The 15,363-nt window shown below is 72.7% G+C and carries 16 protein-coding genes; 12 read left to right on the top strand and 4 right to left on the bottom strand.

Annotated elements, in window-relative coordinates:
- The first annotated feature begins 48 nt into the window (after window positions 1-48).
- On the top strand, window positions 49-1,644 hold the full coding sequence (locus ACZ4XD_RS23485; RefSeq protein ID WP_468045007.1) for an acyl-CoA synthetase: 1,596 nt from the start codon (window positions 49-51) through the stop codon (window positions 1,642-1,644).
- A gap of 111 nt (window positions 1,645-1,755) precedes the next feature.
- A complete protein-coding gene (locus ACZ4XD_RS23480) occupies window positions 1,756-2,556 on the top strand; it encodes a VOC family protein (RefSeq protein WP_468045005.1) in 801 nt (266 codons plus the stop codon).
- A 90-nt stretch (window positions 2,557-2,646) separates the two neighbouring features.
- Here ACZ4XD_RS23480 and paaK read toward each other — a convergent pair whose 3' ends face one another.
- Window positions 2,647-3,963, bottom strand: coding sequence for a phenylacetate--CoA ligase PaaK (gene paaK / locus ACZ4XD_RS23475; protein WP_468045143.1), 1,317 nt, complete (start codon window positions 3,961-3,963; stop codon window positions 2,647-2,649).
- 122 nt (window positions 3,964-4,085) lie between these two features.
- On the opposite strand from paaK, the gene ACZ4XD_RS23470 reads away from it, so the two are divergent.
- Window positions 4,086-4,784, top strand: coding sequence for an alpha/beta fold hydrolase (locus tag ACZ4XD_RS23470; protein ID WP_468045003.1), 699 nt, complete (start codon window positions 4,086-4,088; stop codon window positions 4,782-4,784).
- A gap of 180 nt (window positions 4,785-4,964) precedes the next feature.
- Entirely contained in the window at window positions 4,965-5,618 is a 654-nt protein-coding gene (locus ACZ4XD_RS23465) for a chorismate mutase (RefSeq protein WP_468045001.1), read from the top strand.
- 36 nt (window positions 5,619-5,654) lie between these two features.
- Here the strand turns inward: ACZ4XD_RS23465 and ACZ4XD_RS23460 are convergent, their stop codons facing one another.
- Window positions 5,655-7,283: an acyl-CoA synthetase gene (locus tag ACZ4XD_RS23460; RefSeq protein WP_468044999.1), complete on the bottom strand. Its 1,629-nt coding sequence runs from the start codon at window positions 7,281-7,283 to the stop codon at window positions 5,655-5,657.
- Window positions 7,284-7,493: 210 nt separating this feature from the next.
- Here ACZ4XD_RS23460 and ACZ4XD_RS23455 point away from each other — a divergent pair, with 210 nt between their 5' ends.
- From ACZ4XD_RS23455 to ACZ4XD_RS23435, 5 genes are all read left to right on the top strand, one after another.
- Complete coding sequence (locus ACZ4XD_RS23455; RefSeq protein ID WP_468044997.1) at window positions 7,494-8,294, top strand: crotonase/enoyl-CoA hydratase family protein; 801 nt, start codon at window positions 7,494-7,496, stop codon at window positions 8,292-8,294.
- A 15-nt stretch (window positions 8,295-8,309) separates the two neighbouring features.
- Complete coding sequence (locus ACZ4XD_RS23450) at window positions 8,310-9,257, top strand: Zn-ribbon domain-containing OB-fold protein (RefSeq protein ID WP_468044995.1); 948 nt, start codon at window positions 8,310-8,312, stop codon at window positions 9,255-9,257.
- Complete coding sequence (locus ACZ4XD_RS23445) at window positions 9,257-10,306, top strand: thiolase domain-containing protein (protein WP_468044993.1); 1,050 nt, start codon at window positions 9,257-9,259, stop codon at window positions 10,304-10,306. The genes ACZ4XD_RS23450 and ACZ4XD_RS23445 overlap by 1 nt, the downstream gene beginning before the upstream one ends.
- Window positions 10,306-11,472, top strand: a complete 1,167-nt coding sequence (locus ACZ4XD_RS23440) for a thiolase domain-containing protein (protein ID WP_468044991.1) — start codon at window positions 10,306-10,308, stop codon at window positions 11,470-11,472. Before ACZ4XD_RS23445 ends, ACZ4XD_RS23440 begins: the two co-directional genes overlap by 1 nt.
- 137 nt (window positions 11,473-11,609) lie before the next feature.
- Window positions 11,610-11,849, top strand: a complete 240-nt coding sequence (locus tag ACZ4XD_RS23435; protein ID WP_468044989.1) for a DUF397 domain-containing protein — start codon at window positions 11,610-11,612, stop codon at window positions 11,847-11,849.
- Window positions 11,850-11,904: 55 nt separating this feature from the next.
- Here ACZ4XD_RS23435 and ACZ4XD_RS23430 read toward each other — a convergent pair whose 3' ends face one another.
- On the bottom strand, window positions 11,905-12,645 hold the full coding sequence (locus ACZ4XD_RS23430; protein ID WP_468044987.1) for a leucine-rich repeat domain-containing protein: 741 nt from the start codon (window positions 12,643-12,645) through the stop codon (window positions 11,905-11,907).
- 30 nt (window positions 12,646-12,675) lie between these two features.
- On the bottom strand, window positions 12,676-13,410 hold the full coding sequence (locus ACZ4XD_RS23425) for a maleylpyruvate isomerase family mycothiol-dependent enzyme (RefSeq protein WP_468044985.1): 735 nt from the start codon (window positions 13,408-13,410) through the stop codon (window positions 12,676-12,678).
- Between the two features lie 220 nt (window positions 13,411-13,630).
- Between ACZ4XD_RS23425 and ACZ4XD_RS23420 the strand changes: the two genes are divergently transcribed.
- From ACZ4XD_RS23420 to ACZ4XD_RS23410, 3 genes are all read left to right on the top strand, one after another.
- Window positions 13,631-14,239 carry a CGNR zinc finger domain-containing protein gene (locus ACZ4XD_RS23420; protein ID WP_468044983.1) on the top strand — a complete coding sequence of 203 codons (609 nt, stop codon included), beginning with the start codon at window positions 13,631-13,633 and terminating at the stop codon, window positions 14,237-14,239.
- 9 nt (window positions 14,240-14,248) lie between these two features.
- A complete protein-coding gene (locus ACZ4XD_RS23415; RefSeq protein WP_468044981.1) occupies window positions 14,249-14,644 on the top strand; it encodes an ACT domain-containing protein in 396 nt (131 codons plus the stop codon).
- A gap of 98 nt (window positions 14,645-14,742) precedes the next feature.
- Window positions 14,743-15,243 carry a hypothetical protein gene (locus tag ACZ4XD_RS23410; RefSeq protein ID WP_042160224.1) on the top strand — a complete coding sequence of 167 codons (501 nt, stop codon included), beginning with the start codon at window positions 14,743-14,745 and terminating at the stop codon, window positions 15,241-15,243.
- The last annotated feature ends 120 nt before the right edge of the window (window positions 15,244-15,363 follow it).

Here is a 15,363-nt window from a genome sequence, read left to right as displayed (position 1 = left end):
TCCGCCCGGTGCCTTGACCCGGAAGGGGGCGCGGCCCAGGATCGCGCCATGACGCAAGCGCGGAGCAATACGGTCGACGGAGTCCTGCGACGCAGCGCCCGCCGGGTGCCCGGACGGACCGCGGTGCGGTACGCGGACCGGTCCTGGACCTATCGCGAACTGGACGACGCGGTGACCGCCGCGGCCCGGATGCTGCTGGCGGACGGCCTGGAGCCCGGCGACCGGGTGGCCTCCTACGGACACAACTCCGATGCGTACCTGATCGGGTTTCTGGCCTGCGCCCGCGCCGGACTGGTGCACGTACCGGTCAACCACAGCCTGACCGGCGAGGATCTGCGCTACCTCCTGGACCAGTCGGGCAGCGTGTTGGTGCTCACCGACGCCGCACTCGCACACCGGCTGCCGGATTCCGTGCGCACCCTGCCCCTGCACGGGGCGCCCGGCGGGCTGCTGGAGCGGCTCGCCGCCCAAGAGGCGTCCGCGGGCACCGAGCTGGGGCCGACGGGGGCCGAGTCGGGGCCGACGGGAGTCGAGCCGGGGCCGATGGGTGACGGCGCCGCGGACCCGGTGGCCGAAGTGCCCGACGACGCCCTCGTCCAGCTCCTCTACACCTCGGGAACCACCGCGCTGCCCAAGGGCGCGATGATGACGCACCGCGCCCTGGTGCACGAGTACACCAGTGCCGTCGTCGCCCTCGACCTGAAGGAGACGGACCGGCCGGTGCACTCGCTGCCGCTTTACCACTCCGCGCAGCTGCATGTGTTCCTGCTGCCCTATCTGGCGGTCGGCGCGGAGAACACCATCCTGGACGGGCCCGACCCGGGGCGGATCTTCGACCTGGTGGAAGCGGGCCTGGCGGACAGCTTGTTCGCGCCGCCCACCGTGTGGATCGCGCTGGCCAACCACCCCGACTTCCCCGTCCGGGAGCTGAGCGGGCTGCGCAAGGCCTACTACGGAGCCTCGATCATGCCGGTGCCGGTCCTGGAGCGGCTCCGCGCCCGGCTGCCCGGCCTCGCCTTCTACAACTGCTTCGGGCAGAGCGAGATCGGGCCGCTGGCCACCGTGCTCGGCCCGGAGGAACACGAGGGCCGGATGGACTCCTGCGGGCGCCCGGTGCTGTTCGTCGAGGCGCGGGTGGTGGACGAGGCGGGGCGGGAGGTATCCGACGGCACCCGGGGCGAGGTCGTCTACCGGTCGCCCCAGCTGTGCACCGGCTACTGGGACAAGCCGGAGGAGACCGCCGAGGCGTTCCGGGGCGGCTGGTTCCACTCCGGGGATCTCGCCGTCCGCGACGCGGAGGGCTACTTCACGGTGGTCGACCGGGTCAAGGACGTCATCAACTCCGGTGGCGTCCTGGTCGCCTCGCGCCAGGTGGAGGACGTGCTCTACGAGCATCCGCAGGTGGCCGAGGTCGCGGTGATCGGGCTGCCGGACGAGCGCTGGATCGAGGCGGTGACCGCGGTGGTCGTACGGCGCGCGGACGGCGGCGCCGCGGTGGGGGAGCAGGAACTGATCGAGGCGGCCCGCGCCCGGCTGGCGCCGTTCAAGGCACCCAAACGGGTGATGTTCGTGGACGCGCTGCCGCGTAACGCCAGCGGCAAGGTCCTCAAGCGGGAGCTGCGGGCCCGGTTCGGCGCGCCCTGAGCCGGGCCGGGCACGGGGTGCGTGAAGGGCGGTTGTCAGTGCCCCCTGCCATGCTGAGAAACGACGCGCACACCGCCGTGCACGTCACGATCCGTGCACGGAGGTCCCGCCATGCTGACCACCAACTTCGTCCCGGGCACCCCGAACTGGCTCGACCTGGGAGCCCCCGACATCGACGCCGCCGTCTCCTTCTACTCCGCCGTGTTCGGCTGGACCTTCCAGTCGGCCGGCCCGGATGCCGGTGGCTACGGCTTCTTCCAGCTCGGCGGCAAGACGGTCGCCGCCATCGGCCCGCTGATGGAGGAGGGCGCCGGCTCCGCCTGGACCGTCTACTTCCAGACCCCCGACGCGGACGCCACCGTCAAGGCGGTGGAGCAGGCCGGCGGCGCGGTGCGCGTCCCGCCGATGGATGTCTTCACCGCCGGCCGGCTGGCCGCCTTCACCGACCCGGCGGGCGCCGACTTCGCCGTCTGGCAGCCGGGCGATACGCAGGGCCTGGAGCGGGTGATGGAGCCGAACACGCTCTGCTGGACGGAGCTGTACACCACCGACGCGGCCGCGGCGAAGGACTTCTACCGCTCCGTCTTCTCCTGGGATCACCAGGACATGCCGATGGGCGGCGACCTCATCTACTCCGTGGTGTCCGCCCCGGGCGGCGGCCAGGGCGACGACACCGGGCAGGGCGGCATCATGCAGCTGCCGGAGGAGAATCTGAAGGCCGGTTCGACCCCGGAGTGGCACCCGTATTTCGGTGTGACCGACTGTGACGCCACCTTCGCCGCGGCCACCGGCCAGGGCGCCACGGTCCTGATCCCGCCCACCGACGCCCCCGGCGTCGGCCGGCTGGCCATGGTCAAGGACCTGGCCGGGGCCCCGTTCGCGCTGATCAAGGGGGACCCGACGATGACCTGAGCGGGCCTGCCGCGGAGAGTTGCCGGTCAGCCGGTCAGCCGGTCAGCCGGTCAGCCGGTCAGCCGGTCAGCCGGTCAGCCGGTCAGCCGGTCAGCCGGTGTCCCGTGGCCGGGCGTCCACGATGCGCTTGATCTTGCCGACCGAGCGCTCCAGGGTCTCCGGATCGACGATCTCGACCGCGACCGACACCCCGATGCCCTCCTTGACGCTGTGCGCGATCAGCCCGACGGCCGCCGTCCGCTCGTCAGAGGTCGCGTCCGGCCGGGCCTCGGCCCGCACGGTCAGCCGGTCCATCCGGCCCTCCCGGCTCAGCCTGAGCTGGAAGTGCGGGGCGATGCCGGGGGTGCGCAGCACGATCTCCTCGATCTGCGCGGGGAAGAGATTGACCCCCCGCAGAATGATCATGTCGTCGCTGCGTCCGGTGACCTTCTCCATCCGGCGGAAGGCGGGGCGGGCGGTGCCGGGCAGCAGCCGGGTCAGATCCCGGGTGCGGTAGCGGATGACCGGCATCGCCTCCTTGGTGAGCGAGGTGAAAACCAGCTCGCCGTGCGCCCCGTCCGGCAGCACCTCGCCGGTGATCGGGTCGACCACCTCCGGATAGAAGTGGTCCTCCCAGATGTGCAGCCCGTCCTTGGTCTCCACACACTCCTGGGCGACGCCCGGGCCCATGACCTCCGACAGGCCGTATATGTCCACGGCGTCGATCGCGAACCGTTCCTCGATCTCGCGGCGCATCGCCTGGGTCCAGGGCTCGGCGCCGAAGACACCCACCTTGAGCGAGGTCGTACGGGGATCGATGCCCTGCCGTTCGAACTCGTCCAGCAGGGTGAGCATGTACGACGGCGTGACCATGATGATCTCGGGGCGGAAGTCCTGGATGATCTGCACCTGGCGGGCGGTCATCCCACCGGACGCCGGTACGACCGTGCAGCCGAGCCGCTCCGCGCCGTAGTGCGCGCCCAGTCCGCCGGTGAACAGCCCGTATCCGTAGGCGATATGGACGGTGTGCCCGGGCCGGCCGCCGGCCGCGTACAGCGAGCGGGCGACCACATCCGCCCAGTGCGACAGATCGCCTTCGGTGTAGCCGACGACCGTCGGGCGGCCCGTGGTGCCGCTGGAGGCATGGATACGGCGCACCTCCGCCTTGGGGACGGCGAACATCCCGAAGGGGTACTGGGCGCGCAGATCATCCTTGACGGTGAACGGAAAACGGGCGAGATCGCCGAGCGAGCGGCAGTCCCGCGGATGCACCCCGGCCCGGTCGAAGGACTCCCGGTAGAACGGGACGTGGTCATAGGCATGCTGCAACGAGGCGCGCAGCCGGGTCTGTTGCAGCGCCCGCAAAGCGTCCCCGGAGAGCTGTTCCACCTCGTCGAACGTCTCACTGCCCGTAGCCGCTTCCGGCATGGAGTTCACCGCCTCGATTTCCCTACCGATCATTCGGTAGCTGCATGCTGATCCAAGTAATCAGCGCGCGGCGAACACGTCAAGGGGCGTGCCGCGGCCGGCTCACGGGTAGCGTCCCGCGCATGAGTGACGTCCAGAAAGTGCAGGTCGGTGAGGTCCAGCTGGCATACCGGGTGTGGGGAGAGGAGGATGCGCCCCCGGCCGTGCTGCTGCATTGCCTTGGCGAGGACGGCGAGGACTGGCGCGGAGTGGTCGGCCGGCTCGCCGGCACCCACCGTGTCTTCGCTCTCGACCAGCGCGGCCACGGTCACAGCGACTGGCCGGGCGAGTACGGCTTCGCCCGGTGGCGGGACGATGTCATCGGCTTCCTCCAGGCCCTCGGTCTCGAGCGGGTGGCCCTCATCGGGCACTCGCTGGGCGCGCTGGCCGCCCTGCTGGTGGCCGCGGAGCGCCCGGATCTGGTGGACCGGCTGATCCTCGAAGAGGTGCCCCCACCGCTGCCCGCCGACCCCCCGCAGGAGGTGCCGGAGCAGCCGGCCGGCCCGCAGCCGTTCGACTGGCAGGCCGCCCGCGCGGTGGTGGCGGAGCGCAACGAGCCCGACCCCGTGTGGTGGGACGCGCCGGCGAAGGTCACCGCACCGACCCTGGTCATCGGCGGCGGTGCGACCAGCGACATCCCGCAGGGACACCTCGACGAGCTGGTCGAGCGGCTCCCCGATGCCCGCCTGGTGACGGTGGAGGGTGCCGGCCCGCTCGTCCACGAGGAGCGCCCCGGTGAATTCCTCGCCGCGGTCAGCTCCTTCCTCACCCCGCGGCCGTAGCCTGCTGCCGCTCCGCCGCTGCGCGGTCCGCGGCCGTCCGGCTCCCTGGGCCCTGTCGCCGCACTTCCGACCGCCTTTCGGGCGGACGGCGGTAGTTTGACGGCAGGGCCCGGGCTCGTCGCCGTACGCCCGCCCCGTCATCCCCCTTCCCGGGGGCCCGAGGTTCGAGAGAGGCCGACCGTGCAGCTGACCCCCTCGATACGGAGCGTCCTGATCGCCGGCGCCGCCGCTACCGTCCTGTTCACCGGCGCCACGGGGGCGGTCGCGGCGCCGGCCGCCCCGGCCGTCCCGTCCGCCGTGGCCGCCACACCAGCCTCCGCCACCGCACCGGCTTCCGCCACCACGCACTCCCCGTACGGTCAACTCCGGTCGCTCGCCGCGCTGTCCGCGGAGCGGCTGGCCACCGGCGATCTGGTGGCCGCGGCGAAATGGGGCACCGGCGGCCCGGTCGATGACCCGGCCCGGGAGCAGGAGGTACTGCGGGCGGTGGCGGAGCAGGCCCGGCAACTGGGCGCCGATCCGGCGGTCACGGTGCGGTTCTTCCGGGACCAGATCGAGGCCAACAAGATCGTGCAGCGTGGGCTGCACCGCGCATGGGAGGCGGACCCCGGCCGGGCGCCGACCGAGCGGCCCGACCTCGGTCAGGTGCGCAAGGAGATCAACCGCATCAACCATGAGCTGGTGCAGGCCCTCGCCGACTCCCCGCAGGCCCGCTCGGCGCCGTACTGCGCGCCGCTGCTGACCGCGGCCGCCGTGCGGGTCCGTCATGAGCGGCAGCTGGACGCGCTGCACACCGGCGCACTGGCCCGCTCGCTGCGGTCGGTCTGCGGCTGAGACCGAGCGCCTGGGCCGGGGCGATCGCCCGCCCCCTCAGACCGTCCGTGCCCCCGCCGCCACCGCCTTCGCCCAGCGATAGTCCGCCTTCCCGCTGGGCGAACGCCGGATGTGGTCGGTGAAGACGACGGCGCGCGGGATCTTGTAGCCCGCCAGCCGGGTCCGGCAGTGGTGCTGGATGTCCACCAGGGTCGGCTCCGCCGCCCCGGCACGCAGTTGTACGACGGCCGCGACGCGCTGGCCCCACCGCTCGTCCGGCACGCCCGCCACCAGTGCGTCATAGACGTCCGGATGTGCCTTCAGCGCCTGCTCGACCTCCTCCGGATAGATCTTCTCGCCACCGGAGTTGATGCACTGCGAGCCCCGGCCGAGGACGGTCACGATGCCCCCGTCGTCGACGGTGGCCATATCGCCCAGCAGCACCCATCGGTCACCGCGCGCCTCGAAGAAGGTCTCGGCGGTCTTCACGGGGTCGTTGTAGTAGCCCAGCGGTACATGCCCGCGCAGGGCGATCCGGCCCACCTCGCCGACCGGGACCGGCTCGTACGTCGCCGGATCCACCACCGCCGTACGGGAGTTGACCTGGAGCCGGAAGCCCTTGTCAGGGCCCGAGTCCTCGGTGGCGGTGCCGTTGAACCCGGATTCCGAGGAGCCGAAGTTATTGAGCAGCATGACGTGCGGGACCAGCGCCCTGAACTGGGCGCGTACCGTCTCGGAGAGGATCGCGCCGGAGCTGCTGACGCTGAACAGCGAGGAGCAGTCGGTGCCGTTGAGCGGCCCGCCGAGCGCGTCGACGAGCGGGCGCAGCATCGCATCGCCGACCAGGGAAACGCTGGTGACCCGCTCCCGTTCGATGGTCCGCAGCACCTCCTCGGGCACGTACTTGCGGTGGATGACGACCTTCTGGCCGAAGTGGAAGGCGATGAACGCGGTGAGGGTGGAGGTGCCGTGCATCAGCGGGGGCGTGGGGAAGAAGACCAGGCCGTCGCCGCCGGCCGCGACCCGCTCGGCCAGCTCCTGCGGCCGCTTGACCGGTTCACCTGTGGGCGCCCCGCCGCCCATCCCGGAGAAGAAGATGTCCTCGTGGCGCCACATCACGCCCTTGGGCAGGCCGGTGGTGCCGCCGGTGTAGATGATGATCCGGTCGTCGGCCGAGCGCGGGCCGAAGCCGCGGGCGGGGGAAGCGGCGGCCTCGGCGTCCGTGAGGGCGACGGGTGCGATCCGTGGTTCGGGGGCGCCGGCCGGCGGGGTGCCGACCCGGACGAGATGCCGTAACCCGGGGGCCTGGGGGAGGGCGGCGGCCACCCGCGCGGTGAACTCCGCGTCGAAGACCAGCGCCGCGAGGTCGGCGTCCCGGTAGAGGTAGGCCAACTCCTCTTCCACGTAGCGGTAGTTGACGTTGACCGGAACGGCGCGGATCTTCAGGCACGCATAGACCGCCTGGAGATATTCGATGCCGTTGTAGAGGTGCAGCCCGACGTGCCGGCCGGGGCCGATGCCGTGCTCGGAGAGGTGGTGGGCCAGGCGGTTGGCGGCGCGGTCCAGCTCCGCGTACGTCAGCCGCCGCTCCGCGCCGGTCCCGGGGTGGTCGACGTACACCAGCGCCTCGCGGTCGGGGACCGTGTCGACGATCGACTCGAAGAGGTCGGCAAGGTTGTACTCCACGTCTCCTCCAGACCGGGCGGGCGTCGGCCAGGGGGTGTCTCTCCGAGGTCCACGAGACCGAAGAGGCACCCCCTTTGGCGGTCATTAGAGCGCCGCCGCGAGGAGCTGGGAAGGGCCACGGACAAGAAATCTGACTGTCTGTCAGAAAAGCCTTGAAGTCGTTGTGCGGCTACTGCAACCTGTTCTCGTCGTGAGACGGGAGGACGGAACATGGGTGGTACGGAACATCTGTCGGTGGAGCGCGTCGGCGCGACACTGGTGCTCACCCTCAACCGGCCGGAGGCGAAGAACGCGCTCTCGCTGCCGATGCTGGTGGGCCTGTACGACGGCTGGATCGCCGCCGACGAGGACGACGAGATCCGTTCCATCGTCCTCACCGGCGCCGGCGGGGCCTTCTGCGCGGGCATGGACCTCAAGGCCCTCGCGGGTGACGGGATGGCCGGGGAGCAGTACCGCGACCGGCTGCGCGCCGACCCGGACCTGCACTGGAAGGCGATGCTGCGGCACCACCGCCCCCGCAAGCCGGTGATCGCCGCCGTCGAGGGGTACTGCGTCGCGGGCGGCACGGAGATCCTCCAGGGCACCGACATCCGGGTCGCCGGTGAGAGCGCCACCTTCGGGCTCTTCGAGGTCCGCCGCGGGCTGTTCCCGATCGGCGGCTCCACCGTCCGTCTCGCCCGTCAGATCCCCCGCACCCACGCCCTGGAGATGCTGCTCACCGGCCGGCCCTACTCCGCGGACGAGGCCGCGCGCATCGGTCTGGTCGGGCAGGTCGTGCCGGAGGGCACCGCACGCGACAAGGCGCTGGAGATCGCCGAACTGATCAACGCCTGCGGGCCGCTGGCCGTCGAGGCCGTCAAGGCCTCCGTCTACGAGACCGCGGGGATGACCGAGGCCGACGGGCTGGCGGCCGAACTCGCCCGCGGCTGGCCGGTCTTCGACACCGCCGATGCCAAAGAGGGCTCCCGAGCCTTCGCGGAGAAGCGCCCGCCCGTCTACCGGCGGGCCTGACGCAAGGAGTCCCGTATGTCCGAGGTCCTCGCGGCGCCCCTCGTCGTGGAATTCCCCTTCACCCGCTCGCTCGGCCCCGTCCAGAGCGCCTTCCTCACCGGGCTGCGCGAGCGCACCGTCCTCGGCGTCATGGCGAGCGACGGCCGGGTGGTCGTACCGCCCACCGAATACGACCCGGTCACCGCCGAGGAGATCCGGGACCTGGTCGAGGTGAGCGGCGCCGGCACCGTCACCACCTGGGCCTGGAACCCGTCCCCCCGCCGCGGCCAGCCGCTCGCCACTCCCTTCGCCTGGGTCCTGGTCCGGCTCGACGGCGCCGACACCGCGCTGCTGCACGCCCTGGACGCACCCGGCCCCGACGCGGTACGCACCGGAATGCGGGTCCGGATCCGCTGGGCCGCGCAGCGCTCCGGCGCGATCACCGATATCGCCTGCTTCGAGCCCGACGACAGCCCGGCAGGCGAGGCCGAACCCACCCCGCACGACGGGGAGTTCGCCGACCCCGTCACCGGCATCACCGTCCCCGCCCGGCTCGACTACACCTACGCGCCCGGCCGCGCCCAGTCCCGCTACCTCCGGGCCCTCGCGGACCACAAGACCATCGGCGAACGCTGCCCCTCCTGCCGCAAGGTCTACGTCCCGCCCCGCGGCGCCTGCCCCACCTGCGGCGTCGCCACCGACACCCAGGTCGAGGTCGGCCCGCGCGGCACCGTCACCACCTTCTGCATCGTCAACATCAAGGCCAAGAACCTCGACATCGAGGTCCCCTACGTCTACGCCCATATCGCCCTGGACGGCGCCGACCTGGCCCTGCACGCCCGGATCGGCGGCATCCCGTACGACCGGGTCCGCATGGGGCTGCGGGTGGAACCCGTATGGACCGAGGACGGCCGCTTCCCCGACCACTACCGCCCCACCGGCGAACCCGATGCCGACTACGACAGCTACAAGGAGCTGATCTGATGCGCGAGGTCGCCATCGTCGCCTTCGGGCAGAGCGATCATGTCCGCGACAGCGCGGAGACCTCCGAGGTGGAGATGCTGATGCCGGTGCTCCACGACGTGCTGGAGCAAACCGGCCTGGCGGCCCGGGACATCGGCTTCACCTGCTCCGGCTCCTCCGACTACCTCGCCGGCCGCGCCTTCTCCTTCACGATGGCCCTGGACGGCGTCGGCGCCTGGCCGCCGATCTCCGAATCCCATGTCGAGATGGACGGCGCCTGGGCGCTGTACGAGGCCTGGGTGAAGCTCCTCACCGGCGAGGCGGAGACCGCGCTGGTCTACGCGTACGGCAAGTCCTCGCCCGGTGACGTCCGCGAGGTCCTCACCCGTCAGCTCGACCCCTACTACCTGGCCCCGCTGTGGCCCGACTCGGTCGCGCTCGCCGCCCTCCAGGCCCAGGCCCTGATCGACGCGGGGCTGACCGACGAGCGGGCACTGGCCGGTATCGCGGCCCGCAGCCGCGCGGCAGCCGAGGCCCATCCGCACGCCCAGCTGCGCGGTGCCGTGCCCGCCGGTGCGCACCTCGTCGCCCCGCTGCGTACCGGCGACTGCCCGCCCATCGGCGACGGCGCGGCCGCCGTCGTCCTCGCCGCCGGTGACACCGCCCGCCGGCTGACCGGCCGACCCGCCTGGATACGCGGCCTCGACCACCGCATCGAGGCCCACGCCCTGGGCGTCCGCGACCTCACCGACTCACCGTCCACCCGGCTCGCCGCCGAGCGCGCCGGAGCCTTCGAGCGGCCGGTGGACACCGCCGAGTTGCACGCCCCGTTCACCTCCCAGGAAGTCGTGCTGCGCCGCGCCCTGAAGCTCGACGCGCCGGACAGCACGGTCCGGATCAACCCGTCCGGCGGCGCGCTCGCCGCCAACCCGGTCATGGCCGCCGGGCTGATCCGCCTGGGCGAGGCCGCCGCCCGCATCCACCGGGGCGAGTCCGACCGGGCACTCGCCCATGCGACATCAGGGCCGTGCCTGCAACAGAACCTGGTCGCCGTCCTGGAGGGTGAGTGATGAGCAAGGAGCCCGTGGCCGTCGTCGGCATCGGCCAGACCCGGCATGTCGCCGCCCGGCGGGATGTCTCCCTCGCCGGGCTCGTCCGCGAGGCCGCCCGGCGCGCCCTGGACGACGCCCAGTTGACCTGGGCGGACATCGACGCCGTGGTGATCGGCAAGGCCCCCGACTTCTTCGAGGGCGTGATGATGCCCGAGCTGTACCTCGCCGACGCCCTGGGCGCCGTCGGCAAACCGATGCTGCGGGTGCACACCGCAGGCTCGGTCGGCGGCTCCACCGCCCTGGTCGCCACCAGCCTCGTCGCCGCCCGGGTCCACCGCACCGTCCTCACCCTCGCCTTCGAGAAGCAGTCCGAGTCCAACGCCATGTGGGGCCTGTCCCTGCCGATCCCCTTCCAGCAGCCGCTGCTCGCCGGTGCCGGCGGCTTCTTCGCCCCGCACGTCCGCGCGTACATGCGGCGCACCGGCGCCCCGGACACCATCGGCTCCCTCGTCGCCTACAAGGACCGCCGCAACGCGCTCAAGAACCCCTACGCCCATCTCCACGAGAAGGACCTCACCCTCGAAAAGGTCCAGGCCTCCCCGATGCTCTGGGACCCGATCCGCTACTCCGAGACCTGTCCGTCCTCCGACGGGGCCTGCGCCATGATCCTCACCGACCGCACCGGGGCCGCCCGTGCCCCGCACCCGGCGGCCTGGGTGCACGGCGGGGCGATGCGCAGCGAACCCACCCTCTTCGCCGGCAAGGACTTCGTCTCACCGCAGGCCGGCAAGGACTGCGCCGCCGACGTCTACCGGCAGGCCGGCATCACCGACCCGCGCCGGCAGATTGACGCGGTGGAGATGTACGTCCCCTTCAGCTGGTACGAGCCGATGTGGCTGGAGAACCTGGGCTTCGCCGAGGAGGGCGAGGGCTGGAAACTCACCGAGTCCGGCGTCACCGAACTCGACGGCGCGCTCCCCGTCAACCCCTCCGGCGGGGTGCTGTCCACCAACCCGATCGGCGCCTCCGGCATGATCCGCTTCGCGGAGGCCGCCCTCCAGGTACGCGGCATGGCCGGCGAGCACCAAGTCGACGGCGCCCGCAAGGCGTTGGGACACGCCTACGGCGGTGGCTCCCAGTTCTTCGCGATGTGGCTGGTGGGCGCCGACACGCCGGGCGGCTGACCGCCGCCGGGGGGGGCGCGCCCGGACGGTGCGCCCGCCCGCGGATCACCACTCCACCGCCTCGCCACGTCCCCTGTCCGTCCCCGGACGCAGTGGTTAGGCTGACCGCGGACGACGAACCGGGAGGTGCGGGACACGTGACCGACAGCATCACGGAGCAGCGGCTCGTGGGCGGGCCCAGGCCCGATCTCGACCTGACGCAGGCCGAGTGGCAGTCGAGCACCCAGGGCGTGGGCGACGTCCAGATCGCCTTCGTCGAGGGCTATATCGCGATGCGCAACCGCCGCAGCCCCGAGATCCCGGCGGTGATCTTCACCCCCGCCGAGTGGCGCGCCTTCGTCCTCGACGCGCGCGAGGGCGAATTCGACCTCACGTAGGGCGTGTCGCCCGGAGCGCAGGACACGCCCGGCGGCGGTCACGGGAGCGCCGTGGTCAGGTGAGCACCACGCACCCGCGCTCCCGGAGCGCCCGGACCGGCTCCGCCCCGTCCGCCACGGTGTTCCAGCGCAGATCGAGCTTCTCCAGCGACGGCAGCCGGACGATCCACGGCGGCAACTCCGCGATCCGGTTGCCGCGCAGATCGATCCGGCGCAGCAGCGGAAGAGTGCGCAGCGCCTCGGGGACGTGGGGGAGCGCGTTGTCCCGTAGCTCCAGCACCCGGAGTTCGCGCAGCGCCGCGAGGCTCCCGGGCAGTGCCGTCAGCGCATTGCCGCCCAGCCACAGCTCCCGGAGCCGGCCGAGCCGCCCCAGCGACTCCGGGAGTTCGGTCAACTCCGCCTGCTGCGCGCGGAGTTCGACCAGACCGGCCATCTCGCCGAGCGCGGCCGGCAGTCGGCCGAGCGGATTTTCGCCGACGTTGAGATAGCCGAGCCGGTCCAGTCCGCCGAGGGTGTCCGGGAGTGCGGCGAGCCGGTTGTCGTGCAGATAGAGGAAACGGGTCAGCCCGGCCAGCCGGCCGATCTCGTCGGGGACCGCGGTCAGCGCGTTGTGGCCGAGGTCGAGGGTGTGCAGCGCGCGGAGCCGGCCGAGCGCCGCCGGGATCCCGGTCAGCGCGTTGTCGGCCAGGATCAGCACCTCCCAGTCCGTGCGCCGCCAGACCTCGGGTGGTACGGCGTCCAGGCCCGCCTTCCAGAGGTTCAGCACGGGAGGGCTGCCGGGCTCGGGCAGGCGCATGAGGTTCCTTCCAGGAAGCGGTGCGGACCGCTACGGCCAGCCGAGCAGTTCGGGCAGCGGGGCCACCGCCCCCGACCGCCGGCAGTCGAGCGGGTGCTGCGGCGTGCGGCCGGTCAGCCAGGCCGCGAGATCACCGAGCGGGCCGCTCACGGTCACCGTCGGCGCGTCCCCGGAACCGTACCGCCGTGACAGCGTCCCGTCCGTGGCCGTCAGAACGAGGTGCACGTCCCCGGGTACGCGGGGCGCCATATGGTCCAGCAGGTGCAGGCACAGTTCTCGCGGCCAGTCCCGCGGGCCGTAACCGATCCGGGCGTCCGCGGTGTGGATCTCCAACTCCCGCCACCAGGCCAGCAACGCGGAGCGCAGATCGCCGTCGCGATGCCGCACAGGACGCGACCAGTCGGCCGGGCCGACCGCCGCCCAGGCCGCCGACGCCTCGGCCAGCGCGGCCCGTACGGCTTCCCGCAGCGCCGCCGCGTCCCGCAGCGCGCCGGCCTCGATCGCGGCGGCGCGCGCCGGGGGGCCGCCGTCGTACGGCTCGATCAGCTCACCGCGCAGCGCATAACGGGCCTGCCGGGCCAGCGCCAGCCCGACGCCCTCGATGTGCGAGAGGACATGCGCACGGGACCAGCCGGGCAACTCGCTGGGCTCTGACACCTCTTCGTCGGTCAGCGCGGGCAGCAGGGCGCGCAGCCGCTCCTGACCCGCCTCGATCGCGGCCCGTATCGCCTCGGCCGGCATGGTGTGCTCCGTCGTCAGTGCCACAGCAGCTCCTTTGTCCTGGCACACGGCTCGGGGGCCTGCGCCCGCCCGGCGCCGGCGAGCCGTGCGGTGCACGGTCCCGCCGGTCCGCCCGGTGCCGTCGATGGGTCGCCTACGGGCAGCTCACCCGCCAAGATCCGGAGATCACACAGCAGTTGACGCATGTCGGCCACACCACCCCCTCAGCCGGCTAATGGTTGTCGGTGACGTTACCATTAGTCGTATGGCCGCAACACAGCTCGCCCTCGACCTCGCCGTCACCATCCGCCACGACGGGCACGGCGGCGTCGCCGATGACCTGGCCGACCCGGAAGGGCTCGCGGTCTGGGTGCGCGAACGGGCCGCGCTGCTGGACTGCGACGGGCCGCCGGTCACCGTGGACGAGACGCTGCACACCGCCGTACGGGAGCTGCGGGCCGCGGTGCGGTCGCTGTTCGCCCGCGCCGTACGGCCGGGCCCGCCCAGCTCCGCCGACGCCCACCGGCTCCTCCCGGAAGCGGAGGCGATCCGCCGGCTGAACGCCGCCGCGGCCCTGGTCCCCACGGTGCCCCGGCTCAGCTGGGAGCCGGACGCCCGGCCCACGCTGCGGCTGCGGCCGGCCGGCACTCCGCCGGCCGCCGACCGGATCGTCGCCGCGCTGGCCCGCGCCGCCCTCACCTTCCTCGACGGACCGGACCGCGACCGGCTGCGGGCCTGCCCCGCCCCGCGCTGTGTGCGCTACTTCGTCAAGGACCACGCCCGCCAGGAGTGGTGCGCCCCCTCCTGCGGCAACCGCGCCCGGGTCGCCCGCCACCACGAGCGGCGCCGGGAGGCACAGGGCGACGCCCCGTAGGCTGGCGGCATGACAGGCGAACGCGATCTCCGGGCCCTGCTGAGCGGGATGCGTCCCGAGCGGAACGAGGGTCGTTACGTCTTCGCCAGCGTCCCCGGCGCGGTCCCCGAAGGACTGACACCGGTGGTCACCGTCTCCGAACCCGAAGGCCGCACCCTCGTCGTCCACCAGGAAGAGGCCGACCGCGCTGGCCTGGCGTACGACTATGTCGCCGCCTGGATCACCCTGCGGGTGCACTCCGCGCTGGACGCCGTCGGACTGACCGCCGCCGTCGCCACCGCCCTCGCCCAGGCCGGCCTCAGCTGCAATGTCGTCGCGGGCTTCCACCACGATCACCTCTTCGTGCCGTATGCCGCGGCCGACGAGGCGCTGCGCCGGCTGCGCGCCCTGGCCGACCGGGCCTGAGACCACCGGCCACGGAGCGGGCGGCGGCGCCGCGCACGGGGTGTCGCCGACCCCGACGTCCGCGCGGCGCGCCCGGCCGGGCCACGTACGATGGCGGCATGTCCTTCCTCCGCCGCCGCAGCGCAGCCACGCCCGCCGGGCCTGACTTCGACGTCCTCGCCATGGACCCCGGGGACTGGCCGGGCAATCTCGGAGCCGGGCTGCTGCCCGCGCCCGATGGGAGCTGCCAGGGCGTCTTCCTCCGCTACGACCTGTTCGGCGGCCGCGGGCCCGCGATGATCATCGGCAATCTGCCGGAAGGCTCCCCGGCCCGCGAGCTGGAGGACGACCAGGTGCCCTTCGAGGTGGCCCAGCTGCTCGCCGCGCTCGGCAACGACGAACCGGTGACGGTCGTCGAGAGCGAGGACACCCCCGTGATGCACGACGACAACCTGCTGATCGTCAAGCGCATCAAGTGCTCCGAGAGCCGGATCTCCTGCGCCCAGTTCGACCGCAGCGACGGTGTACTGGTCACTATCGCGAGCTGGGACCGGCCGATCACCGACGACCTCTACGCCCTGCTCAAGCCGCTGCCGGCGGAGCTCTTCCAGCAGGGCTGAGCCCCGGCACAGCCCCGGAGCGGACAGCGGGGGGGGGGGGGGGGGGGGGGGGGGGGGGGGGGGGGGGGGGGGGGGGGGGGGGGGGGGGGGGGGGGGGGGGGGGGGGGGGGGGGGGGGGGG

Source organism: Streptomyces sp. NPDC029466 (genome assembly GCF_055574515.1).
Note: the sequence above shows the minus strand (reverse complement) of the source record. Positions and strands in the feature narration are given on the sequence as shown.

Excerpts from the sequence above, each read along its gene's own strand:
- ACZ4XD_RS23485 (WP_468045007.1), top strand. The coding sequence starts at position 49 with ATGACGCAAGCGCGGAGCAATACGGTCGACGGAGTCCTGCGACGCAGC.
- ACZ4XD_RS23480 (WP_468045005.1), top strand. The coding sequence starts at position 1,756 with ATGCTGACCACCAACTTCGTCCCGGGCACCCCGAACTGGCTCGACCTG.
- paaK (WP_468045143.1), bottom strand. The coding sequence starts at position 3,963 with ATGCCGGAAGCGGCTACGGGCAGTGAGACGTTCGACGAGGTGGAACAG.
- ACZ4XD_RS23470 (WP_468045003.1), top strand. The coding sequence starts at position 4,086 with ATGAGTGACGTCCAGAAAGTGCAGGTCGGTGAGGTCCAGCTGGCATAC.
- ACZ4XD_RS23455 (WP_468044997.1), top strand. The coding sequence starts at position 7,494 with ATGGGTGGTACGGAACATCTGTCGGTGGAGCGCGTCGGCGCGACACTG.
- ACZ4XD_RS23450 (WP_468044995.1), top strand. The coding sequence starts at position 8,310 with ATGTCCGAGGTCCTCGCGGCGCCCCTCGTCGTGGAATTCCCCTTCACC.
- ACZ4XD_RS23445 (WP_468044993.1), top strand. The coding sequence starts at position 9,257 with ATGCGCGAGGTCGCCATCGTCGCCTTCGGGCAGAGCGATCATGTCCGC.
- ACZ4XD_RS23440 (WP_468044991.1), top strand. The coding sequence starts at position 10,306 with ATGAGCAAGGAGCCCGTGGCCGTCGTCGGCATCGGCCAGACCCGGCAT.
- ACZ4XD_RS23430 (WP_468044987.1), bottom strand. The coding sequence starts at position 12,645 with ATGCGCCTGCCCGAGCCCGGCAGCCCTCCCGTGCTGAACCTCTGGAAG.
- ACZ4XD_RS23420 (WP_468044983.1), top strand. The coding sequence starts at position 13,631 with ATGGCCGCAACACAGCTCGCCCTCGACCTCGCCGTCACCATCCGCCAC.
- ACZ4XD_RS23415 (WP_468044981.1), top strand. The coding sequence starts at position 14,249 with ATGACAGGCGAACGCGATCTCCGGGCCCTGCTGAGCGGGATGCGTCCC.
- ACZ4XD_RS23410 (WP_042160224.1), top strand. The coding sequence starts at position 14,743 with ATGTCCTTCCTCCGCCGCCGCAGCGCAGCCACGCCCGCCGGGCCTGAC.